Source organism: Sphingomonas profundi, from assembly GCF_009739515.1.
GTDB classification, from domain to species: Bacteria; Pseudomonadota; Alphaproteobacteria; order Sphingomonadales; family Sphingomonadaceae; genus Alterirhizorhabdus; species Alterirhizorhabdus profundi.
On record NZ_CP046535.1, the window covers coordinates 968677 to 990812 of the forward strand.

General features: G+C 71.2%; 20 protein-coding genes. 8 read left to right on the top strand and 12 right to left on the bottom strand.

Annotation, left to right across the window (positions count from 1 at the left end; translation table 11 throughout):
• Positions 1-5: 5 nt before the first annotated feature.
• Positions 6-668, bottom strand: a complete 663-nt coding sequence (locus tag GNT64_RS04515; protein ID WP_156678427.1) for an ABC transporter ATP-binding protein — start codon at positions 666-668, stop codon at positions 6-8.
• Positions 669-802: 134 nt separating this feature from the next.
• Here GNT64_RS04515 and GNT64_RS04520 point away from each other — a divergent pair, with 134 nt between their 5' ends.
• Positions 803-1936 (top strand): glycosyltransferase family 4 protein, encoded by a 1134-nt coding sequence (locus GNT64_RS04520; protein ID WP_156678428.1) that lies wholly within the window; start codon positions 803-805, stop codon positions 1934-1936.
• 45 nt (positions 1937-1981) lie between these two features.
• On the opposite strand, the gene GNT64_RS04525 is transcribed toward GNT64_RS04520, so the two are convergent.
• From GNT64_RS04525 to GNT64_RS04550, 6 genes are all read right to left on the bottom strand, one after another.
• The gene (locus tag GNT64_RS04525) at positions 1982-3157 is read right to left on the bottom strand and encodes a KpsE/RkpR family capsule polysaccharide export protein (protein WP_156678429.1); all 1176 of its coding nucleotides are present in this window, start codon (positions 3155-3157) and stop codon (positions 1982-1984) included.
• Between the two features lie 73 nt (positions 3158-3230).
• The gene (locus tag GNT64_RS04530) at positions 3231-4046 is read right to left on the bottom strand and encodes an ABC transporter permease (RefSeq protein WP_197277281.1); all 816 of its coding nucleotides are present in this window, start codon (positions 4044-4046) and stop codon (positions 3231-3233) included.
• A 3-nt stretch (positions 4047-4049) separates the two neighbouring features.
• Positions 4050-5303: a glycosyltransferase family 4 protein gene (locus GNT64_RS04535; RefSeq protein WP_156678430.1), complete on the bottom strand. Its 1254-nt coding sequence runs from the start codon at positions 5301-5303 to the stop codon at positions 4050-4052.
• On the bottom strand, positions 5300-6523 hold the full coding sequence (locus tag GNT64_RS04540) for a capsule biosynthesis protein (protein ID WP_231639256.1): 1224 nt from the start codon (positions 6521-6523) through the stop codon (positions 5300-5302). Before GNT64_RS04540 ends, GNT64_RS04535 begins: the two co-directional genes overlap by 4 nt.
• 65 nt (positions 6524-6588) lie before the next feature.
• A complete protein-coding gene (locus GNT64_RS04545; RefSeq protein WP_231639257.1) occupies positions 6589-8310 on the bottom strand; it encodes a capsular polysaccharide export protein, LipB/KpsS family in 1722 nt (573 codons plus the stop codon).
• A gap of 153 nt (positions 8311-8463) precedes the next feature.
• Positions 8464-9483 carry a phytanoyl-CoA dioxygenase family protein gene (locus tag GNT64_RS04550; protein ID WP_156678432.1) on the bottom strand — a complete coding sequence of 340 codons (1020 nt, stop codon included), beginning with the start codon at positions 9481-9483 and terminating at the stop codon, positions 8464-8466.
• A 170-nt stretch (positions 9484-9653) separates the two neighbouring features.
• Here GNT64_RS04550 and GNT64_RS04555 point away from each other — a divergent pair, with 170 nt between their 5' ends.
• The 5 genes from GNT64_RS04555 to GNT64_RS04570 all read left to right on the top strand — a co-directional run bounded on the left by GNT64_RS04555 (position 9654) and on the right by GNT64_RS04570 (position 14110).
• Complete coding sequence (locus GNT64_RS04555; protein WP_156678433.1) at positions 9654-10661, top strand: SGNH/GDSL hydrolase family protein; 1008 nt, start codon at positions 9654-9656, stop codon at positions 10659-10661.
• Complete coding sequence (locus GNT64_RS04560; protein WP_231639258.1) at positions 10658-11902, top strand: SGNH/GDSL hydrolase family protein; 1245 nt, start codon at positions 10658-10660, stop codon at positions 11900-11902. The genes GNT64_RS04555 and GNT64_RS04560 overlap by 4 nt, the downstream gene beginning before the upstream one ends.
• Complete coding sequence (locus GNT64_RS21785; protein WP_231639260.1) at positions 11866-12081, top strand: SGNH/GDSL hydrolase family protein; 216 nt, start codon at positions 11866-11868, stop codon at positions 12079-12081. Before GNT64_RS04560 ends, GNT64_RS21785 begins: the two co-directional genes overlap by 37 nt.
• Positions 12082-12374: 293 nt before the next feature.
• Positions 12375-13772: an MBOAT family O-acyltransferase gene (locus GNT64_RS04565; RefSeq protein WP_156678434.1), complete on the top strand. Its 1398-nt coding sequence runs from the start codon at positions 12375-12377 to the stop codon at positions 13770-13772.
• An 11-nt stretch (positions 13773-13783) separates the two neighbouring features.
• Positions 13784-14110, top strand: a complete 327-nt coding sequence (locus GNT64_RS04570) for a hypothetical protein (protein WP_231639262.1) — start codon at positions 13784-13786, stop codon at positions 14108-14110.
• A gap of 121 nt (positions 14111-14231) precedes the next feature.
• On the opposite strand, the gene GNT64_RS04575 is transcribed toward GNT64_RS04570, so the two are convergent.
• Positions 14232-14963: a fatty acid desaturase CarF family protein gene (locus GNT64_RS04575; RefSeq protein ID WP_156678435.1), complete on the bottom strand. Its 732-nt coding sequence runs from the start codon at positions 14961-14963 to the stop codon at positions 14232-14234.
• A 65-nt stretch (positions 14964-15028) separates the two neighbouring features.
• Here GNT64_RS04575 and parC point away from each other — a divergent pair, with 65 nt between their 5' ends.
• Positions 15029-17278, top strand: coding sequence for a DNA topoisomerase IV subunit A (gene parC / locus GNT64_RS04580; protein WP_156678436.1), 2250 nt, complete (start codon positions 15029-15031; stop codon positions 17276-17278).
• A gap of 71 nt (positions 17279-17349) precedes the next feature.
• The gene (locus tag GNT64_RS04585; protein ID WP_197277282.1) at positions 17350-19134 is read left to right on the top strand and encodes a putative bifunctional diguanylate cyclase/phosphodiesterase; all 1785 of its coding nucleotides are present in this window, start codon (positions 17350-17352) and stop codon (positions 19132-19134) included.
• Here GNT64_RS04585 and GNT64_RS04590 read toward each other — a convergent pair.
• Genes GNT64_RS04590 through GNT64_RS04605 form a run of 4 tightly spaced genes read right to left on the bottom strand, consistent with a single transcriptional unit; the run spans position 19110 to position 22072 of the window.
• Positions 19110-20312 (bottom strand): CCA tRNA nucleotidyltransferase, encoded by a 1203-nt coding sequence (locus GNT64_RS04590; RefSeq protein WP_156678437.1) that lies wholly within the window; start codon positions 20310-20312, stop codon positions 19110-19112. The two genes, GNT64_RS04585 and GNT64_RS04590, sit on opposite strands and share 25 nt — an antisense overlap.
• Positions 20309-20929, bottom strand: coding sequence for a CoA pyrophosphatase (locus GNT64_RS04595; RefSeq protein WP_156678438.1), 621 nt, complete (start codon positions 20927-20929; stop codon positions 20309-20311). Before GNT64_RS04595 ends, GNT64_RS04590 begins: the two co-directional genes overlap by 4 nt.
• Complete coding sequence (locus GNT64_RS04600) at positions 20926-21498, bottom strand: DUF1285 domain-containing protein (protein ID WP_156678439.1); 573 nt, start codon at positions 21496-21498, stop codon at positions 20926-20928. Before GNT64_RS04600 ends, GNT64_RS04595 begins: the two co-directional genes overlap by 4 nt.
• Positions 21499-21553: 55 nt before the next feature.
• Complete coding sequence (locus GNT64_RS04605) at positions 21554-22072, bottom strand: GNAT family N-acetyltransferase (protein WP_422396617.1); 519 nt, start codon at positions 22070-22072, stop codon at positions 21554-21556.
• Positions 22073-22136 lie beyond the last annotated feature (64 nt).

Consider the following 22136-nt stretch of genomic DNA (forward strand, 5'->3'; position numbering starts at 1 on the left):
AGGCGTCAGGCCGCGCGCGATTGCAGGCGGTGATGCACCTCGGTCGCCTCCTCCACGGTATCGTAGAAGGTGAGGGTGCCGCCGTAGAGCACCGCCCCGCGATCGCAATAATGCTGCAGCGTGGCGGGTTCGTGCGAAACCATCACCAGCGATCCGTTGGACCGGCGGTGCTGCAGCGCCTCCGCGCAACGCCGGCGGAAGCGATCGTCGCCGGCGCCGGTGATCTCGTCGACCAGGTAGCAGTCGAAATTGATCGCCAGCGACACGCCGAACGCCAGTCGCGCGCCCATGCCGGCCGAGTAGCTGAAGACCGGCTGGTGGAAATACGGGCCTAGCTGGGCGAAATCCTCGACATAGTCGCAGAGCTCCTCCGGATCCTGGCCGTAGATGCGGGCGATGAAGCGGGCATTGTCGGCGCCGGTGAGGGTCGACTGGAAGCAGTTCGAATAGCCGATCGGCCACGAGGTGCTCATCGAACGCGTGATCTTGCCGGCGGTCGGCATCTCAACCCCGGCGATCAGCCGCATCAGGGTGGATTTGCCGGCGCCGTTCGCGCCGCATATGCCAAGGCTCTCGCCGCGGTTGATCGTGAAGCTGAGATCACCGAAGACCTGCTTCTCGAACTTGCGGATATGGTAGGTCTTGGACACTTTCTCGAAGACGATCATCGCATTGCCTCGTACGCCTGCGCTGGCCGGCCGGACTGCCCCCGCATCACGGCTTTTCCATGGCGCAGCGCACAAGAGCAGCCACGCCTCACGCGCCGCCCCCTCCACCATCGCAGATGAACGGGGGCTTTAGCGTGACACGCATCGCCATGGACGCGCGCATGCTGGGGGAGGGAGGCACCGGCGTCTCCACCTATGCGCGCTCGTTGGCGGCGGCGCTGGTGCGGATCGCCGATGCGCCACTGGTGGTGCGCAGCGATGGCGCCCGCAGGGCGCGACTGCTGCGCGCGCTGCCGCCGGGCGCGCGCCGGCTGGTGCCGGGCGGGGGCCATGGCGGGATTTCCGAAGGTCTGGTGGGGCGCGACATCTTCCGCGTGGCGCAGGTGCACTTCGATCTGTACGGCCGGCCGCTGCCGCTGCGGGCGCCCGGACCGCCCGGCATCATGCACTGGACCTATCCGGTGCCGCTGCGGCTGCTCGGCTGGCGCAACGTCTATACCGTGCACGATGCCATTCCCCTCGACCAGCCGGACCTGACACCGATAAACGTCCGGCGCCACGCCCGGTTGCTGCGCGCGATCATGCGCGATGCCGCCGCAATCGTGACCGTTTCGGATGATGCGCGCGGCGCCATCGCGGCGGCGACGGGATGCGATCCCGCCTTCGTCGCCAACTGCGCGCAGCCGGTGATCCTGCCGTGCGAACCGCCGCCGCCGCCGGCCGAGTTCGCGCCCGGCAGTTACTTCCTGTTCTGCGGATCGATCGAGCCGCGCAAGAATCTCGCCCGGCTGGCGGCGGCGCATCGGGCGAGCGGCACGGCGCTGCCGCTGCTGATCGCCGGACCGGACGGGTGGCGGGCGGAGGAGGTGACGGCGGCGATCGCCGCCGGTGGCGGCCATGTCGTGCGGTTGCCCTATCAGGGTCGCGACGCGCTGATCGGCCTCGTCGCACATGCGCGGGCGCTGCTGTTCCCGTCGCTGGCGGAGGGGTTCGGGCTGCCGGTGGCGGAGGCGATGGCGCTCGGCACGGCGGTGATGACCTCGGCCGGCGGCGCGCTGGCCGAGACCGCCGGGGGCGCCGCGCTGCTGGTGGACCCGCAGGATATCGCCGCGATGGCCGGTGCGATCGCCGATCTCGGGCGGAACGATGCGCTGGTCGCCGATCTGGCCGAACGCGGGCGGGTGCGTGCGGCGGACTTCTCGCTCGATCGCTTTGCCGCGCGCCTGCGCCGCTTCTACGATGGCCTGCCGGCGCCGCGCGCCACCTGAGCGGCGGCGGCGCCTGTCAGCGCCGCCGCCGCTCCCTTCCCCGCGTCAGGCCGCGTGCTCGCGCACGCCGGCGATGATGAGCCAGCCGATCGCATAGACCAGCAGCAGGCCGAGGATGACGGTGAGGACGATGCGTCCCCGCTCCGGATAGAGCGACTTCACCGGCATGTTCGCATCGACGATGCGGACGACGTAGAGCTGCTGCTTCTGCGCCTGCTCACGCGCCTTCTCGAAGCTGGCGGCCGCCGTTTCGTAGCGCTTGGCGGCGAACTCCTGGCGGATGCGCAGATCCTCATAGTCGCCGAGATCGGCGGCGATCGCGGTGCCGCCGCCGGCGAGCCGGCCGGACTGCGCGGCCACTTGCGCCTCCAGCGCACGGACGCGGCGCGAGGTGGCGATATATTGCGGGCTGTCCGGCCGGATCACGCCCGTCATCGCGCTCAGCTGCGCGCGGGCGGCGGAGAGATTCTGGGTGAGGGTGGAGACGAGCCCGATCTGCGCCTGGCCGGAACCCTGCGGGTCGATGTCGCCGCGGCTCTGGCGGAAGCGGGTGAGCGCCACCTGGCTACGGGCGACGCCCTCCTCCGCCTCGCGCAGCTGCCGGCGGGCGAGCGCCAGCGCATCGTTGTAGCTGCGCACGTTGAGCGCGTTCACCCGCTGCTCGCCGAGCGCCAGCAGCGTGCGGGCGATGTCGTAGCTGTCCTGCGGGCGGAAGGAGCGCACCTCAAGCGTGGTGATCCCGTCGTCGCTGCGATAGCGCACCTTCACCTGCTTGCTGTAGAATTTCAGCAGCTTCTCAGGCGTCACCGGATCGCCGTGCAGACGGCTGAAGAAATCCGCCTCGGGCCGGCGGAAGCGGCCGACGAGATCCAGCTTCTCCTGCAGCGACTGCACGATATCGTGCGAGGTCATGTAGTCGGCGACGCTCATCGCCTCCGTCTGCGACTGGGAGGGGCCGGCGGCGGCGGACAGCACCTGGCCCAGGCCGGTGCCGGCGACGGGCGTGCTCTCCGCCGCGCGCACCATGAAATGCGCCTCGGACTCATACTGGTCCGACGCGATCAGGTAATAATAGCCGGCTACGAGCAGGCTGGGCAGGACGACCAGCAGCAGGAACATGCGCTTCTGACGCGCCCAGGCGAGCGCGCGCGCCACCGGCCGCCGCCGCCGTCGCAGCATTTCGCGATCGGGCGCGGGGGTGATGATACCGTGCATGTTCATGGCCGGCCTTTCTGGCGCAGGGCGGAATTGACGAGTGGATCGGGATCAAGGTTAACGCGGATGTCGCCCGCGCTCAACTCAGGTGCACCTTGTTGCGCACGATCCGCAGCGAGAGCATGCCGAGCAGCATCAGGATCAGGCACGAGCAGGTGAGATAGGACAGATCGAAGTATGTCGTGATGCCGGAGCGGAAATAGCCGTAGCGCACCAGCTCGAAGATCTGCGTCATCGGCCACCACCAGAGCCAGTCCTGATAGGGCTTGGGGATCCACTTCATCTGATAGAAGGCGCCGGAGATCGGCATCATGATGTAGGTGAACGGATGGACGAAGCGGCCGAGCAGGCGGTTGTCGTGCGTTCCCGCCACGATCAGCAGCGAGGCGGAGAAGGAGAACCAGATCATGAAGAAGACGCCGAGCAGCAGGTAGAGCGGCCGTTCCGGCGGCTGGGAGAAGCCGAGCGACGTCATCAGCGACATGATGATGACCAGGCAGACGAAGGTGCCGCAGCCCTCCAGCAGCGTGCGGGAGAGCATGATGTCGAAGACGGTGACCATCTTGTGGTACAGCAGCGGCATGTTCGCTTCCAGCGCGCCCTCGGCGCGGTTGAAGATGCCGCGGAAGATGATGAACACGCAGTAGCCGAGCGTCGCGAAGGGCAGCGCGTTCATGCCGCCGCTATACTCGGTGGTGTGGCCCGAATGGAGGATGGCGATGGCGCCGGCGAACGTCAGCGGTTCGCCGATCATCCACAGATAGCCGATATTCTCGCGGCCGTAGCGGGTGTGCAGCTCGCGCATCAGCAGCGCGCCGACGACGTTCGCCTGCACGCGGAGCCCGCGCAGAAAGCCGCCGCGTACCGCGGGCCCGGGTGCGGGTTGCGTAGCCATGCCTCAAACCCTCTCGATCAGATCCAGCAGTACGGCGATGTGATCGCCCCAGCGCGGCGCCTGCCAGCGCGCCAGCCGCCCGACCTGCGCGGCGCGGCGCGGCGACGCGGGGCGGGCATAATCCTCGATCGCCGCGATCCAGGCGCGGCCGTCCAGCGGATCGAGATAGTCGGGCACCGGGCCGCCGGCCTCGCGCAGCGCCGGCAGATCGCTGCACACCACCGGCACGCCGGCGCCCAGCGCCTCGGTAACGGGCATGCCGAACCCTTCGGCGAAGGATGGCAGCAGCAGCGCGCGGGCGCCGGCCAGCAGCGTGGCCATCGCGCGATCGGGCAGGCCGGCATGTTCCTCGACATGGTCGCGCAGCGCCGGGCAGCGTTCGAGCATGTCGATGATCTGCTCATTCTCCCAGCCGCGGCGGCCGACCAGCACCAGCTTGGGCACCGCCGCCGGGCCGCGATCCTCGACCATGCGGCGCCAGATGTTCAGCAGCAGCAGGTGGTTCTTGCGCGGCTCGATCGTGCCGACGCAGATGAAATAGGGTTCGGCACCGCGCGCCGGCGCGGGGACGGGCGCTGGGGCGACCGGATGGGTGCCGAGATGCGCGACGTGGATCAGCGGCTGGTGGCCGCTGCGCTCCAGATGGCGACGCAGCGATGCGCGCGTCGCCTCCGAATTGGTCACGAGGCCGTCGGCCAGCGCCTCCAGCGTCGCCATGCGGGCCAGGTGCAGCGCGGCGCCGTTCGGCCGGGCGAACTCCGGATATTCGATCGGGATCAGATCGTGGACGAGGCCGATCAGCTTCGCCCCTTCACGCCGCAGGATGGCCGCGACGCGATCGCGCCGTTCCAGATGGTGCGGCGATCCCTGCACGTAGACGCGGGCGCGCCCCCGGCGCGGCGGCGGCACCATGCGCGGCCGCAGCGCCACGCAGGCCCGCACGGCGTCGATCCGCCGGTGCCAGCGGCCGGTGCGGCTCTCATCGTCCCAGCGCGCCTCCGTCGCGTCCAGGAAGGCGAGCACGGCCCGACGATCCAGCCGGCCGTAGAGGCCGCAGGGGTGCAGCGCGGCGAAGGCCAGCCGATCGGGGATCGCCGCCAGCAGACCGCGCGCATAGGCCATCTCGACCCGATCGACCCCGGTCGGCGTCGGATGCAGCACGCGCGAGAGGAGGCGCGAGAGATCGAGGACGACCTCCGGCCCGGCGTCGCCGCGTGCGGCGTCGCCCACGAACATCTCGCCCGGGAGCGGTTTCATCCCCGGGCGATCCGCACCGATCGCGGCGGGGAGGCCGAGAGATCGACATGTTCGAGTACCCTGTCGTCCTCGCCGCTGCGGCGCGGATCGGCGAGCCGGCGCACGGCGCCCTCGACCAGCAGCTCCAGCCCCTCCTCGCTGGAGAAGCCGCCGCGGATCAGGCAGCGATCGTAGAGCACGCGGCAGAACGCATCCCAGATCCGCGCCTCCGGCACCGGCCGCTCCTGCCAGAAGGCGTCGAGCGAGCCCTGGTGGGTGATGCCGGCGATATCGTAGACGGCCTGCCCCAGCACCGCCACGGGCACGCCGCCGCCCAGCGCCAGGGTGCCGGTGGTGCTGTTGACCGTGACGACGCCCTGCGCGTCGGCGACGATCTTGGCGATATCCCCCTCCTCGATGAAGAGGACGCGATCGGCGACGCCGTGCTCGGCGGCGCGCACTCGCGCCAGCCGCCGCCAGTTGGTCAGCCCGTTGTCCAGCGGATGCTGCTTAATCACCAGCACCATGTCCCTTGGCGCCGATCGGGCGAAGCTCTCGATCACATAGGCCATCGCCACCTTCATGTTGCCGAAGGGCGAGTGGGTGCGGATCTGGTGATCGGAATTGAGCTGGAGCGGCAGCACGAAATAGGGCGTGCCGCTGATCCGGGCGAGTATGTCCTCGGTCCGCTCGCGCGCCTTGGTCTGGCCGGAGAGCCGCCGCAGCCAGCCCAGCCCCTCGATGATCGGGGAGATCGGCCGGTGCGGACGGTAATAGGGAAAGCTCGCCACCTGGATCACGTTGTTGGTGAAGTAGGCGAGCGCATCGTCCGCCCGCCGCTTGAAGCTGGAGGCGACCGGCGGGCTCGTCGGCAGCGCCGGCAGGTCGCGCGCGGCGGCCAGATACCAGTCGGGATCGCGCGACAGGGTGGAGTGGCCGTTCACCCCGTCCATCTCAAGCGTGACCCAGTCGGGCCGGATATAGCCTTCCTCCAGCACGTGGATGCGCAGCCGGCGCAGCACGGCCAGGCCGTGGGCGGCGCGGTGCAGCGGGCGGCAATCGCCGAACAGCACCAGATCCGTCACCCGGTGGGAGCGGACGAAGCTGTCGAAGAAATGCGGCCAATCGGCCAGCGGGCCGCGATAGTCGGTCGCCGGGCCATTCCATGACCAGCGATCGCCGCCGCAGAAGTTGATCCGGTGCACGACATGGCCGCTGCCCGCAAGGGCGGCGCCCAGCATCGTGAAGAAAGGTCCGGGAGGGCCTTGCAGGAACAGGAAAGTCTTCCGATTCAATGCCCGGTGCTTCATGCCAGCCTTCCTATAGGACTGTGAGCGCGCCGCAACCATCCCTGTAGCCGGCGCGCCCGAATCAGCGCGGTCTCCCGTGGGCGCGCTTGGCTTGCGAGGCGATGAACAAGAGTCTCTGGCGGGCACGGCAGGCCGGTGACGGGATCCAGGTAGCGCGGATAGAGGATCAGCGCGGCGGCGGTCAGCTGGTCGATCGTCAGCGTGCGGGTGCGGCGCGGCAGCGCCGGGCCGAGATCGCGGGTCAGGCCCCAGCCGGCGTAGAAGGGGCTGCCGTGAACGGTCACGTCGCGCCCGCGCAGCAGCGCCTCGTAACCCGCCAGCGAGGTGAGCACATGGATGCCGTCCACCGCATCGAGCAGCGCCGCCATCGGCACGTCGCGCACGACGCGATCGGCGAAGCGCAGCGCATCCGCATCGTCGATCCGTCCGGCGCGGTGGCCGGCATCGACATCCGGGTGCGGCTTGAACAGGATGAACGCGTCCGGCTCCGCCGCGCGGGCGCGGGCGAGCAGATCGCGATTGCCGGCCACGTCGCCGCCGCCGAGACGCACGGAGAGATCGTCCTCCACCTGCCCGGCGACGAGCACCGTGCGGGCGGCGGGCGAGTCGATGCGGAACGCGCCGCCGCCGCCCGAATATTTGCTGATGCCCGCGCGCACGATCGTGTCGGCCAGGCGGCGGGCGCGATCGAGCAGCGGCGCGTCGAACGGATGCTCGGCGAGCAGGGTCTCCAGATCGCTGGGCGCTGAGGGATCGTAGTAGATGCCGCGCGCATCGGCGACGATCGAGAGCGGCGGGTGCAGGTTGCTGCCGAGGCCGACCGAGCGGATGAAGCCATCCTCCACGCGGCGCAGCGGCACGCCGGCGGCGGCGGCCTCCGCGGCAAGGTCCGCCGGCACGCGCGAGGGCCAGGCGGCGATGGCTCCGCCGGCGCCCGCAGCGGCGCGCACCGCCCGCTTCGTGCTGCGGGCGAAGCGCAGCGGCGTGCTGCCGTTCCACAGCAGTTGCGCCACCTCCCGCCGCTTCCACACGGCGATGCCGGCGCCGATCGCGATCGCGCGGTTGGCGTCGATCAGCCGGCGCCAATCGGCAAGACGGGCGATCGCGGCGTGGATGTCGCTTGGCTCGCCGGTGAAGCAGTCGCGATAGCGCACCGCGCCGAGCAGCGCCGCGCCGGCGACGGCGGCGAGCGATGCCGGGCGCTTGGCCGCAATCCCGGCCGCATCCTCGGTAAGGCCGTGGCCGGCGAAACGGCCGTCGTCGGTGCAGCGCACGGTGATGCCGGCGATGAGCCCGAGCAGGGCGAGCTCGTCGTCGCCCGGCACCTCGATGCGGGCGGCGCGATCGAGCAGCGACCACGGATCGAACGCGCCGGCCACCGTCGGGATGCCGGCATCGTGCAGCAGCGCCGCCGCCTTGGCCGACCAGTGCGCCACCGGCAGCAGCGCGACGATCCCGCGCTCTCCGCCGCGCGCGGCCAGGGCGCGGGCCTGCCGCGCGCCGCCCACGCGCACGGCGGTGCAGCCGGCGGCGAAATCGGGCGCGACGGCCCAGAAGCTGCCGCCAACGCGCGCGGTGCGAATGGCGTCGAGCATGCCCGCCACGTCGGTGCGATCGTCGATCGGCTGGGGCGGGCGGGGCGCGCTGATCGCGCCGATCGCCTTGGGCACGCCGGGGAACGGCGGCGTGCGCAGCAGCGGCGGGCACGCGATCCTCACCGCGCGCCGCCGATCGCGCCGGGCGCGACAACAGGAGGCGTACTGCCGCGTGAAGACATGAACCGCCTCATGATGCGGCGCAACATAGCCTAGTTTCTACCAAAACGGTAGACCATTGATGACAGCGCCGTCTCCCCGGCGCGCGGGTGTGGCTCAAGAGTCGCAGGGTCGCTTGCGGCCGACGTCGCGCCAGGGCTGGCCCACCATCCGCTCCAGCACGTCGCGCGCCTGCCACAGCAGCGGCACGCGCCGCTCGGCGATGCCGGGCGCGCCGAGCAGGTCCAGCCCGGTCCACGGCAGGAACGGGTTGCGCCGGCCATAGGCCCAGATCTCCACGCGGGTGGATGGCCGGGTGGCGCGCTGGCGGGCGTGGAAGCCGAACGTGTCCGCCACCACCAGGGTGTTGGCCGGCGTGGCGAAGCTTCGCGCGGGCGGCAGGCCCATGCCGGCGAGCGCCGCTTCCGCCACCCGGAACGAGCCGCGCGACGAGAGGCGATCGACACCGTGCGGCGCGGCCAGGCTCGTCTCCCGCTCGAAGGCCAGCCGGCCCGGCGTCAGGCGGTGCGATCCCGGCACGTAGCGGAAGGGGCCGTCCTCCTCTGCCACGTCGGTCAGGAACAGCCACGCCTTCACCGTCGGATGGAAGGTATCGGCGTGCAGATCGGTCTGCGGATCGGGCGCGGCATCGTGGCGGCGGGCGAGGATCGTCTGCACATAGGCCAGCGGTTCGGCATCGAAGCTGCCGGCGTAGCGGATCGCCCCGCGCCACAGCGGGTGGCGCAGCAGCGCCCGCGCTTCGGGCACGGCGGCGAGGAAGGCGGGATCGAGGGCGATGCGGCGGGTAATCGTATCCCCCTGCACCATCTCCCGCGCGGGAGACTGGCGGGCGAACACGGCGTCGCGCAGCGCGGCGAACGCGTCGGCCGGCAGGAAGTCGCGCTTCAGGAGGAAGCCGTCGCGATCGAAGGCGGCGCGGTCGGCCGGATCGATCAGGTGCGCCAGCCGCGCCCGCCGCCGTTCCGCCAGCGCATGCGCCAGCCGCACGCGCGACACGTGCAGCCCGCGCGCGTTCAGCCGGCGGGAGCCGATCAGCGGATTGTCGCGGAAGGATTTCGCGCCCGTCGCCAGTTGCGCCGCCCACCAGGGCGCCAGAAGATAATGCGCGATCGTCATTGCTCAGGCACGCCGGCTCCGGCTCGGGATGAGGGCGGCGGCTAGCAGAATGTGCCGGCCCCGTCGATAACGCCCGCATCCGGCGCACGGCCCGCCGCGTTCGACGCTCGACAGGCGCGGCGGCGCCGCGTTAAGGCCCGCGCTTTCGGCGGTGGGATGCGACATACCGGATGAGGACGCTGTTGACCGTCGCCGATCGCACGGCGGTGCTGTTCCTGGGCGTGGCGGCGGGCGTGGCGATCGGCTACGCCTTCGGCGCGAGCCGGACGGCGCCCGTGCCGCCGGCGATCGCGGTCGCCACCCCCGGCACCGCGCCTCCGCCGCCTTCCACCGGCACGGGCACAAGTGCCGCACCCGCGCCGCAGGTCGCGAGCAACGGTCGGCCCGCTCCGCCCGCTGCCCCGGTGCCGCTGCCGGAACAGAGTGCGACGACCTTTCCGCCGCACCTGATCCGCAGCATCGCCGAGGGACGCAAGGTGCGCGTCGGCGTGTTCGGCGACAGCTATGGCGACGGCATCTGGTCCGCTTTGTACCACCTGCTCTCCGCCAAGGACGGCTATGAGGTCGCCAAGTTCAGCCAGCAGTCGACCGGCTTCACCCGCTATGCGAGCCTGAACCTGGAGGAGCATGCGCGCGAGCAGCTTTCCGGCAATCCGGTGGATGTCGCGGTGATCTCGTTCGGCGCCAACGACACGCAGGGCGTGCTTTCCGGCCGCCACGCCGCCGCCCTGCTGAGCCCCGAGTGGCAGGAGATCATCGGCAGGCGGGTGGACGGGTTCGTCGCCGAGCTGCGTGCGCAGGGCGCGACCGTCTACTGGGTCGGCCTGCCCAAGATGCGCAAGCCAGAGTTCGACGCCGACATCGCCGGCATGAACGCCTTCTACGAGCGCAAGATGCGCGAGCTGGGCGTGCCGTGGATCGAGACGGCATCGATGACGGTGGACGAGAACGGCCAGTTCTCCCCCTATCTGGCCGACGGGCCGGACGGCGAGCGCAAGCTGATGCGGGCGAACGACGGCATCCACATGTCCTATGCCGGCTATGTCCGCATCACCCGCGGGCTGGTGGCGCGGATCAACGCCTATGTGGCGGCGGCGCGGCGCATGGCGGCCGCCTCCGCCCCCCCGCCGCGCCCGGCGGATGCGGCGCCGGCGCCTGCGTCGGGAGCGGCCTCTTGATCGCCGCCGTCGCCGCCGCCGCCTTGCTGGCCGCCGGCGGGTGCGGCGATACCCTGTGCAATGCGCGCGTGCTGGACCCGTTCTTCGCCAAGCTGTCGCAGGCGGGCGATCGCACGCGCGGCCGGCGGCCCGTCCACATCCTCCAGATCGGCGACAGCCACACCGCCGGCGACACGATCACCGGCGGCTGGCGGGACATTTTGCAGGGCCGCTACGGCAGCGGCGGGCGCGGCGTGCTGCCGCCGGGGCGGCCCTATCAGGGCTATCTGACGCGCTGGGCGACGGCGGAGATGTCGCCCGGCTGGCGGGTCTCCTCGCTGTTCGGCGCCGGCTCCGCGCCCCCGCGGCCGATGATGGGCCTGGCCGGCTTCAGCATCACCTCCACGGCGCCGGGCGCGCGCATCGCGTTGACGGCGGACGCCAACGAGGTGTTCGATCGCTTCACCCTGTGCGCCGCCTCCGAACCCGACGCCGGCACGCTGACGATCGCGATCGGCGGCCGCACGGAGCGGATGGTGCTCGATTCGCCGAGCGCCCGGCCCGAGTGCAAGACGATCGTCGCCGACCAGCCGCAGACCCGCGTGGAGGTGACGGCCGATGACGGCCCGGTGACGATCACCTCCTGGGCCACCTTCCGCGATTCGGGCGGGGTGGTGCTGTCCAACGTGGGGGTCGTCGGCTCGCAGCTGGTCCACTTCGCGCGCAGCGACGATGCCGTGCTGGCGGAGGAGCTGCGCAGCTACCGGCCGGACCTGATCGTGGTGGAGTTCGGCACCAACGAGGGCTTCTCGCCCATCTTTCGCCCGCAGGAATATGAGATCACGCTGCGCACCCAGATCGGCCGGCTGCGGCGCATCGCCGGCAACGTGCCGATCCTGCTGTTCGGCGCGCCCGATGCGATGACGCGGCGGCGCGAGCTGCTGGCGAACGCCCCGGGGCCGACGCCCGCATTCTGCGCCGAGCCGGCCGCGACGCCGGCGCCGCCGCCGGTGGCGGTCGCGGCCGTGCCGCCGCAGCCGCGCCCGTCGCTGGAGGGTGTCGCCGGCGTGATGGCCTCCCTGCGCGCGAGCGAGGGTCTGCCCGACGCGGCGACGGACGCGGCGCCCGTAGCGGCGGTGGTCGCGCCGCCGGCGGCGGCGCGCGCGCCGCCGCGTGGGCCGTGCGCGCGGGCAGCCCGCTATTCCCGCCGGCCGGTCTCGCCGCCGTGCGGGAGGTGCAGCGCCGCGTCGCCGCATCGCTGAACGTGGCCTTCTGGGACTGGGAGGCGCGGATGGGCGGGGCCTGCGCGGCGGTGAAATTCGTGAAGGGCGCGCCGCCGATGATGCGCGGCGACTATGTCCACTTCAACTCGGCCGGCGGCCGCGAGATCGCCAACCGCCTGACCGCCGACCTGGACCGCGCGATGGCGGCCCGGCGGTGAGTGCCGCCCGCACCCGCGACGCCGCCCGCATCGGCGACGCCGCCCGCACCCGCGACGCCGCGCTTTCCCCGAGCGCAGTCGAGGGGCCGGCGGCGCGTGTCTCGACTTCGCTCGACACATGGTGGGGCGATGTCTCGACTGCGATCGACAGATGGGCGGGCGGTGTCTCGACTTCGCTCGACACATGGGCGAGCGGTGTCTCGACTTCGCTCGACACGGGGCGGGGTGGGCGGCCGAACAGGGTCCTAGTGTCGGCCACGGCAGGCGGTGTCCGCACGCGGGCCAACGCCTGAATGCTGTTCCCCACGCTCACCTTCGGGCTGTTCTTCCTCCTCGTCTACGCCGTCGTGTGGGGCGTGGCGCGGGACAACGAGTGGCGCAAGATCCTGCTGCTGCTGGCGAGCTGGGTGTTCTACGGCGCGTGGGACTGGCGCTTCGTCGCGCTGCTGATCCTCTCCGCCTTCGTCAACTGGGGCACGGCGGCGGCGATCGCGCGCAGCGACGGGGAGGGCAGACGCAAGCTGCTGGTGACGATCGGCGTGATCGCCAATCTCGCCATCCTCGGCTTCTTCAAATATTTCGACTTCTTTCTGGAGCAGGTGGGGCTGGTGCTGCGCGGCGTCGGCTTCGAGCGGGATCTGCCGCTGCTCTCGATCATCCTGCCGGTCGGCGTCTCCTTCTTCACCTTCCAGGGCATGTCCTATCTGGTGGACGTGTACCGCCGGCGGGTGCCGGCGGCGTCGCTGCTCGACATGACGCTGCTGATGAGCTTCTTCCCGCATCTGGTGGCCGGGCCGATCGTGCGCGCGTCGGACCTGATCCCGCAGTTCGCCGCGCGGCCAAGGCTCGATCGCGGCATGGCGACGATGGGGCTGCTGCTGATCGTGTGGGGGCTGTTCAAGAAGGCGGTCGTCGCCTCCGAACTGTCGGTCGGCCTCGTCGATCCGGTGTTCTTCGATCCCGCCGCCCATTCCAGCCTGGATCTGATCGCCGCCGCCTACGGCTATGCGGTGCAGATCTACTGCGACTTCTCCGCCTATTCGGACATGGCGATCGGGCTGGCGGCGCTGCTGGGCTACCGCTTCCCGCACAACTTCAACCAGCCGTACCGGGCGGCCTCGCTGCAGGATTTCTGGCGGCGCTGGCACATCAGCCTCTCCAGCTGGCTGCGCGACTATCTCTACATCTCGCTCGGCGGCAGCCGGAAGGGGCTGGCGCGGCAGTGCGCCAACCTGATGACGACGATGCTGCTCGGCGGCCTGTGGCATGGCGCGAAGTGGACGTTTATCATCTGGGGCGGGCTGCACGGCGCGGTGCAGGTGATCGAGACGCTGTGGCGCAAGGCCGGCCTGCCGGGGCTGCCCCGGCCGCTGGCGATCCTGGTGACGTTCCACATCGTGACGCTGGGCTGGATCTTCTTCCGCGCCGACAGCTTCGACGGCGCGATCGCCTATCTCGGCGGCATCGGGCGGGGCGACTGGACGAACACGATGACGACGCCGCTGGCGCTGGCGCTGATGATCTTCGGCATGGGCATCCACTTCGGCCCGCACCATCTGGCGCAGGGCATCGCCATCCGCGCGCGGCGGGTGCCGGCCTGGGCGCTGGGCCTGGCCTTGGGTGCGACGGTGCTGCTGATCGACGCGATGCGGTTCGAGGGCGTCGCGCCCTTCATCTACTATCAGTTCTGAGGGAGGCGACGGTGGCGGACGAACCCAGACTGATGCACGGCGACGAGACGATGTCGCCGGTCGACCTGCCCGGCAGCACGCTGATCGGCGGGCGGCCGCTGCTGTGGACCACCACTGCCATCTACCTCGCCGCCGCCTTCCTGCTGCTGACGAACGCGAGCGCGATCAACGGCTGGGCGGTGGAACTGCCGCCCACGGCGACGACGGCGCGGCTGGTGGCGATCACCGAGGGGTGGCAGGCGACGACCGACCGGCTGGGGCTGGGCGCGCCGCGCGCGCTGGTGAACGGCTGGTGGAAGCGGGCGCAGGCCGCGCGCTTCGGCAGCGAGCGGCCGTAGGTTCCTCCCCGGAACGGGAAGAGGGACCATCCGCAGAATGGTGGAGCGGGAGCGCGGCAGACCCTGCCACCGCTAGCGCCATGATCCGTCTTCCCCCCGTCACGGGGGAGGACGGGAACGATCAGGCGCCCGGTTCCAGCCCGCGCCGGTCCATGCCGCCGCGCCGCTGGAGGTGGTTGAACAGGCGGTTCAGCACCGGGTTGGACCAGCCGCAGTTCGTGCTGAAATCCCGCGCCAGCGTGTCGTGGTGGATCTGGTGGGCCTGCGGCGTCATCAGCAGCCCCGTCCGCCGCATGGCGCGGACGAACCACGGATTGTGCGGCCGGTGCAGCGTGCCGTGGAAATATTGCGCGAAGGTGCCGCCGATCAGGAAGCTGATCGCCCCGCCGACGAGCCAGCCCGGCACGGCCAGCCCCAGCCCCGGCGCGGCGAGGCACAGCAGGTTCAGCAGCAGCGAGGCGGGCAGCGTGGCGATGATGACGGTGGAGCCGATCTGCCGCCACAGCCGCCGCCGGCCGAGCGCATCGGGCCGGGGATGGTGGTTCTTGAAATCGAACACCAGCCGCTCGATCGGGCCGATGCGGCGCATGGTCCGGCGGAACAGCGCCTGATAATCGTCCGATTCGCGCGATCCTTCGTAGAAATAGAGGCGATCGAGGCCCACGCCGGGGCGGCACGGCCGATAATCCATGTACATGTGGATCGCGCCGGACATCATGTCCGCCAGATACCAGCCGGCCAGCATCGCCGGGATCAGCGCCCAGCCGGGCCGCCCGACGAACCACAGGTTCGCCGCGATCGAGAGAGCCAGGGCGGCGTAGGCGATGCGGGCGAGGATGCCGTTATCCTTCATGGCCGCCCCATAGCCCAGCCGGCCCGCGGTTTCCATGGGGCCGAGCCCCTGCTATCGGCCGCGCGATGACCGAGCCCGCCGATCCGTTCGACAGCATCGTCGATGCGCCCTTCGACAGCGCGCTCAGCGAGCGGTATCTCGTCTACGCGCTCTCGACCATCACCGCGCGATCGCTGCCGGACGTGCGCGACGGCCTGAAGCCCGTCCACCGCCGGCTGCTGTGGGCGATGCGGCTGCTGCGGCTGGATCCGGCCGCCGGCTACAAGAAGTGCGCCCGCGTGGTGGGCGACGTGATCGGCAAATACCATCCGCACGGCGACCAGTCCGTCTACGATGCGATGGTGCGCCTGGCACAGACCTTCTCGCTGCGCTACCCGCTGGTCGACGGGCAGGGCAATTTCGGCAACATCGACGGCGATAACGCCGCCGCCATGCGCTACACCGAGGCGAAGCTGACCCTTGCCGCCGGCGACCTGATGGCCGGGCTGGACGAGGGCACGGTCGACTTCCGCCCGACCTACAATGGCGAGGAGGAGGAGCCGGAAGTCTTCCCCGGCCTGTTCCCCAACCTGCTGGCCAATGGCGCGAGCGGGATCGCCGTCGGCATGGCGACGGCGATCCCGCCGCACAACGTGGCCGAGCTGATCGACGCCGCGACCCACCTGATCGACACGCCCGACGCCGATCCGCGCATGCTGACCCAGTTCGTGCGCGGGCCGGACCTGCCGACCGGCGGCGCGATCGTGGATCCGGCGGCGTCGATCACGGAGGCCTATGCCACCGGCCGCGGCGCCTTCCGCGTGCGGGCGCGCTACCATGAGGAGAAGGAGAAGGGCGGCGGCTGGTCGATCGTCGTCACCGAGATCCCGTATCAGGTCGGCAAGTCCAAGCTGATCGAGGATATCGCGGCGCTGATCAACGAGCGCAAGCTGCCGATCCTGGCCGACGTGCGCGACGAATCCGACGCCGAGATCCGCATCGTGCTGGAGCCGCGCAGCCGCACCGTCGATCCGTCCGTGCTGATGGACGGCCTGTTCCGCATGACGGAGCTGGAGACGCGCATCCCGCTGAACCTGAACGTGCTGGATGCCCAGCGCACGCCGCGGGTGATGAGCCTGAAGGAGGCGCTGGCCGCCTGGATCGAGCATCAGTTCGAGGTGATGCTGCGCCGCGCCCGCCACCGGCTGGCGCGCATCGACGAGCGGATCGAGCTGCTCGACGGCTATCTGATCGCCTATCTGAACCTGGATCGCGTGATCCAGATCATCCGCCAGGAGGATGAGCCGAAGCCGGTGCTGATGGCCGAGTTCGCCCTGAGCGACCGGCAGGCCGAGGCCATCCTGAACATGCGCCTGCGATCGCTGCGCAAGCTGGAGGAGATGGAGATTCGCGGCGAGCGCGAGAAGCTGGACAAGGAGCGCAAGACGCTGGCCGAGCTCATCGATTCGCCGCTAAAGCAGCGCAACCGGCTGAAGCGCGATCTGGCGAAGCTGCGCGAGCGCTACGGCCCGGAAACGCCGCTCGGCCGGCGGCGGACGCTGATCGAGGAGGCGGCGCCCACCCGCGATATCCCGCTGGAGGCGATGATCGATCGCGAGCCGATCACCGTGATCCTCTCCCAGCGCGGCTGGATCCGCGCGATGAAGGGCCATGTCGCGCTCGATCAGGCGGAGGCGGCGAAGTTCAAGGAGGGCGACGGGCCGCTGTTCGCCTTCCACGCGCAGACCACCGACAAGCTGCTGCTCGCCACCGACAATGGTCGCTTTCATACACTGGGCGCCGATCGCCTGCCGGGCGGACGCGGTTTCGGCGAGCCGGTGCGGCTGATGGTGGATCTGGAGGGCGACGCGGCGCCGGTCGCCCTGTTCGCCGCGCAGCCCGCGGCCCGGCTGCTGCTGGTCTCCTCCGACGGACGCGGCTTCGTGGCGCGGAGCAGCGAGCTGCTCGCCGAGACGCGCAAGGGCAAGCAGGTGGTGAACGTCCGGGCGGACGCGAAGCTGAAGATCGTGCGGCCGATCGCCGGCGACGAGGATTATGTCGCGATCGTCGGCGACAATCGCAAGCTGGTGGTGTTCCCGCTGGACGAGCTGCCGGAGATGGCGCGCGGGCAGGGCGTGCAGCTGCAGAAGTATCGCGAGGGCGGCATGGCCGACGCGCTGACCTTCCGCTTCGAGCGCGGGCTGAGCTGGGCGATGGGCGGCGAGAGCGGGAGAGTTCGCACCGAAGCGGACCTGACTCCGTGGCGCGTGGCGCGCGGCGCCACCGGGCGCATGCCGCCGGTCGGCTTTCCGCGGAGCAATCGCTTCGCCGGCTGAGCGGCGAGGTTCCTCGCGAACGGGTTCAATGCCAACAAACAATTAACCGCAATGACGTATCGCCCGACATCATGCACCGCGGCAGGCCAGGACTGAACGAGATCGGTTCGCCGGCGCACCCGTCCTTTGCCGCCGGCGCGACGGTGCCGATGGACGCCATCGCCCAGATGATCATATCCGCGCGCCAGGATTATCTGAACGCGCTGCCGATCGCGGCCGCGATCGTCGTGGATCTCGAAGGCGCGCCGATGATCGTCGCCGCCAACGAGCAGTATGACCTGCTGGACAGCGCCGCCGTAACCCCGCCGCGCGGCGCGCGACCGGATGCCGTGGCCGACCTGCGCCCGCTGATCGAGCGCGAGCCGTTGCGCAGCAGCGTGCGCGCCTTCCTGCTCACCGATCACGCCGCCACCCAGTTCGACTGGCACGATGGCGGGCCGATCGGCGGGCACCATTTCGTCGTGCGCCTCGCCCGGCTGACGACGTCCGCCGATCAGGAGCGCCGCTGCATCCTCTCGCTCGTCGATCGCACGGCGGAGGTGGAGAATGCGCGGTCGCTGCGCGCCGGCATGCTGCACGACAGCCTGACCGGGCTGCCGAACCGGGTGGCCTTCAACGAGGCGGTGGAGCAGGCGATCGCGGAGGCGGACGGCACCCCCCGCATCGCGGTTCTGGTGATCGATCTCACCCGCTTCAGCCGCATCAACGAGAGCATGGGCTCGCTCGCGGGCGACGAGCTGATCATCACGGTCGCCCGCCGCCTGCTCAGGACGCTGCGCGGCGGCGACGTGCTGGCGCGTACCGGCGGCGACGAGTTCGCCATCCTCTTCCGCCTGAGCGATAGCGGCGGCGACGACGCGCTGGTCGCGGCGGGGCGATTGCAGGCGACGATGGCGGCGCCGTTCCGCCTCTCCGATCTGGAGATCCGCATCGATTGCGCGGTGGGCTGCGCGCTGGTGAACGAGCTGGTGGCGGATGCGGAGGATCTGATCCGCAACGCCCAGCTGGCGCTGAAGCGAGCCAAGCAATCCGGCCGGATCGAGATCTACCGCCATGGCGAGGTGAGCGCGGCGCGGCGCCGACTGAGCCTTGAGACGGAGCTGCGCCGCGCGATCGAGAATGGCGATCTGAGCCTCGCCTTCCAGCCGCTGATCGATCTGGGTAGCGGCCGGGTATCGAGCTTCGAGGCGCTGGCGCGCTGGGAGCATCCGACGCGCGGCGCGATCTCCCCGGTGGAGTTCATCCCGGTGGCGGAGGAATCGGGCCTGATCATCCCGCTCGGCCGGTGGGCGCTGGACGCGGCGGTGCGGACCCTGACGGACTGGGACGATGCGACCGCCACGTCGCTGAACGCCCATGTCGCGGTGAACGTCTCCGCCATCCAGCTGGCGCGCGACGATGTGGTGGCGGCGGTCAAGGCCGTGCTGGCGCGGCCGGGCATCGGCGGCGAGCGGCTGACGCTGGAGCTGACCGAGAGCGCGATCATCGGCGATCCGGAAAATGCGACGCGGACGCTGCAGGGGCTGAAGGATCTCGCCGCGACGATCGCGATGGACGATTTCGGCACCGGCTACTCCTCGCTCGCCTACTTGCAGAAGCTGCCGATCGACATGCTGAAGATCGACCGCAGCTTCGTCAGCGGCATGCTGGCGGATCGCGATTCGGTGGCGATCGTGCGCGCGGTGCTGAGCCTGGCCGATGCGCTGGGCATGGCGACGACGGCCGAGGGGGTGGAGACGGCCGAGCTGGCGCAGACGCTGGCGGCGCTCGGCTGCACGATGGGGCAAGGCTATTATTTCGCCCGCCCGCTGAGCGCGGACGCCGCGCTGGCCTACTGGCTCTCGCGCAACAGCTGATCCACCGCCGCGCGGGCGCGATCGGATTGCCAGCCCTCGCCGGGGAAGCCGGCCTCCAGCCACTCCCGCTCGATCGCCTGGAGGGTGGCGGCGACGATGGGGCCGCGCGGCAGGCCGAGCGCGATCAGATCGCCGCCGCCGATCGCCAGGCGCGGCCGCCGCCAGCCGGCGAGCGGCGCCAGCGTCGCCGCCTCGCCGGCGGTGAGCGCCCAGTCGGCGGCGGCATCCGCACCGATCCGGTAGGCGAGCTGGGGCAGGCGATCGGTGCGGGCGTCGGCCGGCGCGGCGGCATCGGCCAGCCGCGCCTGCGCCGCCCGGGAGAGCTTGAGCCGCTCGGCCACGGCGCGCGCGATCGCCGGATCGGGGGGTAGCAGCGCGCCCAGCCGGCGCAGCGCGGCGGGCGCGATGCCGAGCGCGGCCTCCCGTCGCACCAGCCGGGCCAGGCGATCGACGCCGGTCCGGTCGATCTCCGGCAGCACCGCGTTCAGGATGCGGTGCGTCACCATCAGCGCCAGCGTGGGCGCGGGATCGTGGCCGGCGAGCAGCTTGAGCAATTCGTCGGCGATCCGCTCGCGTGAGAGGGCCATCAGGTCGTTGGCGCGCGCGGCGCAGGCGGTCAGCCCGGCGGCATCGGGCGACCCCGCGCCGAAGCGCGCGTGGAAGCGGAAGAAGCGGAGGATGCGCAGGTGATCCTCGGCGATGCGACGCAGCGGATCGCCGATGAAGGCGACGCGGCCGGCGGCGAGATCGTCCAGGCCGCCGAAATAGTCGAAGATCGCGCCGCTCGCCGGATCGGCCGAGAGGGCGTTGATCGCGAAATCCCGCCGCGCCGCATCCTCGCGCCAGTCGTCGGTGAAGGCCACGGTGGCGCGCCGCCCGTCGGTGGAGACGTCGCGGCGGAGCGTGGTGATCTCCACCGGGCCTTTCGGCAGCACCGCCGTGACCGTGCCGTGAGCGATGCCGGTGGGCACCGCGCGGAAGCCGGCGGCGGCGATGCGATCGGCCACGGCGGCGGGCGGCAGCACCGTGGCGCAATCGATGTCGATCACCTCCCGCCCGGCCAGCGTGTCGCGCACCGCCCCGCCGACATAGCGGGTGAGGCCCGCGCCGGCACCCAGCGCGTCCAGCAGCGCGGGCAGCCCCTCGCGCGTGCGCCACGCGGCGTCGGGCAGGATCATGCCGGCAGCGCCAGCCGGCGAGCGAGATTGACGATCATCGCCGCCGTGGCGCCCCAGATGCGGCGATCGTGCCAGCGAATCTCGAAATAATGCCGCTCGCTGCCCTGCCACTCCACCGCCTGGCGCAGCTGGTTGGCGGGCTCGAGCAGGAAGGCGAGCGGCACCTCGAAGATATCGGCCACCTCCGCCACATGGGGGGTGAGCGGGATATCGGGGGCGATCACGCCGATCACCGGCGTCACCTCGTAGCCGGTGATCGTGCGGTAGCGATCGGCCGTGCCGATCACCTCCACCCGCCCGCGCGGCAGGCCGATCTCCTCCTCCGCCTCGCGCAGCGCCGCCGCCACCGGGCCGTCATCCTCCGGATCGACGCGGCCGCCGGGAAAGGCGATCTGGCCGGCATGCTTGCGCAGCGATGCGTTGCGCAAGGTCAGCAGCACGCCTGGATCGGGCCGATCGACCACCGCCACCAGCACCGCCGCCGGCACCCACACCGGCGCGCGCGTCAGATCCGCGTCGCGCACGTCGCCCTGCAGCAGCGTGGCGTCGCGCCGCGATCCCTCCGCCAGCGCGGTGCGCAGGCGATCCGCCAGCAGCCCTTCGTCCGCTGGCTTCATCCGTCCATGTCGAACGCGAAGAAGGCGCCGTCGCTCCACAGCCCGGCAGGCTCCGCGCCCTCGTCCAGCGCGTGCTCGGCCAGTTCGTAGTAGACGGCGCGGGCCAGCCGCGCCTCCAGCCCGGCGCGCACGTGCAGATAGGGCAGGGTGCCGTCTCCGCTGGGCACGAAGCGCAGCGCGTGGGCCGGGCCGGCGATCACCACCTCGTCCGTGTTCAGGCGGAAGGCCAGGCGGCGCGTCGGGCCGACGCCCTCGGTCTTCACCTCCACGGCGACGAACGGCACGTCCTCCACGACGATGGCCAGCCGCTCGACCGGGGTGACGAGGGCGTAGCCGCCATCCGCCTCGCGCCGCAGGATCGAGGAGAAGAGTCGCACCATCGCCGGACGCTGGATCGGTGCGCCCTCGTGATGCCAGCCACCGTCGCGGTCGATCCGCATGGCGCTGTCCGCCACCCGCTCGGGATGCCACTGGTCGACCGGCGGCAGGCGCCGCTCGGCCGCCGCCTGGGCGATCTCGGCCAGCGACAGGGTGGTCAGATCGGACGGCAGGCGCTGGCTCTCGGGCATGGCCACCGCTTAGCCAGACCCGGCCGGCGGGACAAGCCGATGCGGGCGGCGACGCTCAGCCGGCTGCCGCCAGCGCCGGCGGCAGTGGCGGGCCGAGCGCCGCCACGACGGGCCAGTCGGACGCGCCGGGCCGCAGCCGCGCCAGCAGCCGGTGCCGCTCGACCGGGCCGGGCACGGACCAGCCGCCCGTCGCATCGGCGGTGAAGCCGAAGAAGCGCCCATAATATTCGGGATCGCCGATCAGCACCAAATCGGCGCGATCGCCGGCGGCATCGAGCATCGCCTGCATCAGCCGCCGGCCGAGCCCGTCCCGCTGGCGCCCCGGCTGCACCGCGACCGGGCCGACGAGGTTGATCGGCCGCGGGGGGCCGGCGGCCGGCGACAAGGCGATCGGCCAGCACTGGATCGTGCCGACCAGCCCGCCATCCTCGATCGCGGCGAAAGAGAGCGCGGGGAGCCACGCGACGCCCTGCCGCAGGCGGTAGGCGGTGCGGCGGTGCCGGTCCGCACCGAACGCCTCGTCCAGCAGGGTCTCCACGGCCGCGGGATCGGCCTGCCCGAGCGGGACGATCATAGGCAAGGCGGTCTCCGGAGCGATGGCGCACCAGACGCCGAACGCCCGCGCCTCTAGAGCGGTT

Excerpts from the sequence above, each read along its gene's own strand:
- GNT64_RS04515 (WP_156678427.1), bottom strand. The coding sequence starts at position 668 with ATGATCGTCTTCGAGAAAGTGTCCAAGACCTACCATATCCGCAAGTTC.
- GNT64_RS04525 (WP_156678429.1), bottom strand. The coding sequence starts at position 3,157 with ATGAACATGCACGGTATCATCACCCCCGCGCCCGATCGCGAAATGCTG.
- GNT64_RS04530 (WP_197277281.1), bottom strand. The coding sequence starts at position 4,046 with ATGGCTACGCAACCCGCACCCGGGCCCGCGGTACGCGGCGGCTTTCTG.
- GNT64_RS04535 (WP_156678430.1), bottom strand. The coding sequence starts at position 5,303 with ATGAAACCGCTCCCGGGCGAGATGTTCGTGGGCGACGCCGCACGCGGC.
- GNT64_RS04540 (WP_231639256.1), bottom strand. The coding sequence starts at position 6,523 with ATGCTGGGCGCCGCCCTTGCGGGCAGCGGCCATGTCGTGCACCGGATC.
- GNT64_RS04550 (WP_156678432.1), bottom strand. The coding sequence starts at position 9,483 with ATGACGATCGCGCATTATCTTCTGGCGCCCTGGTGGGCGGCGCAACTG.
- GNT64_RS04555 (WP_156678433.1), top strand. The coding sequence starts at position 9,654 with ATGAGGACGCTGTTGACCGTCGCCGATCGCACGGCGGTGCTGTTCCTG.
- GNT64_RS04565 (WP_156678434.1), top strand. The coding sequence starts at position 12,375 with ATGCTGTTCCCCACGCTCACCTTCGGGCTGTTCTTCCTCCTCGTCTAC.
- GNT64_RS04575 (WP_156678435.1), bottom strand. The coding sequence starts at position 14,963 with ATGAAGGATAACGGCATCCTCGCCCGCATCGCCTACGCCGCCCTGGCT.
- parC (WP_156678436.1), top strand. The coding sequence starts at position 15,029 with ATGACCGAGCCCGCCGATCCGTTCGACAGCATCGTCGATGCGCCCTTC.
- GNT64_RS04585 (WP_197277282.1), top strand. The coding sequence starts at position 17,350 with ATGCACCGCGGCAGGCCAGGACTGAACGAGATCGGTTCGCCGGCGCAC.
- GNT64_RS04590 (WP_156678437.1), bottom strand. The coding sequence starts at position 20,312 with ATGATCCTGCCCGACGCCGCGTGGCGCACGCGCGAGGGGCTGCCCGCG.
- GNT64_RS04595 (WP_156678438.1), bottom strand. The coding sequence starts at position 20,929 with ATGAAGCCAGCGGACGAAGGGCTGCTGGCGGATCGCCTGCGCACCGCG.
- GNT64_RS04600 (WP_156678439.1), bottom strand. The coding sequence starts at position 21,498 with ATGCCCGAGAGCCAGCGCCTGCCGTCCGATCTGACCACCCTGTCGCTG.
- GNT64_RS04605 (WP_422396617.1), bottom strand. The coding sequence starts at position 22,072 with ATGATCGTCCCGCTCGGGCAGGCCGATCCCGCGGCCGTGGAGACCCTG.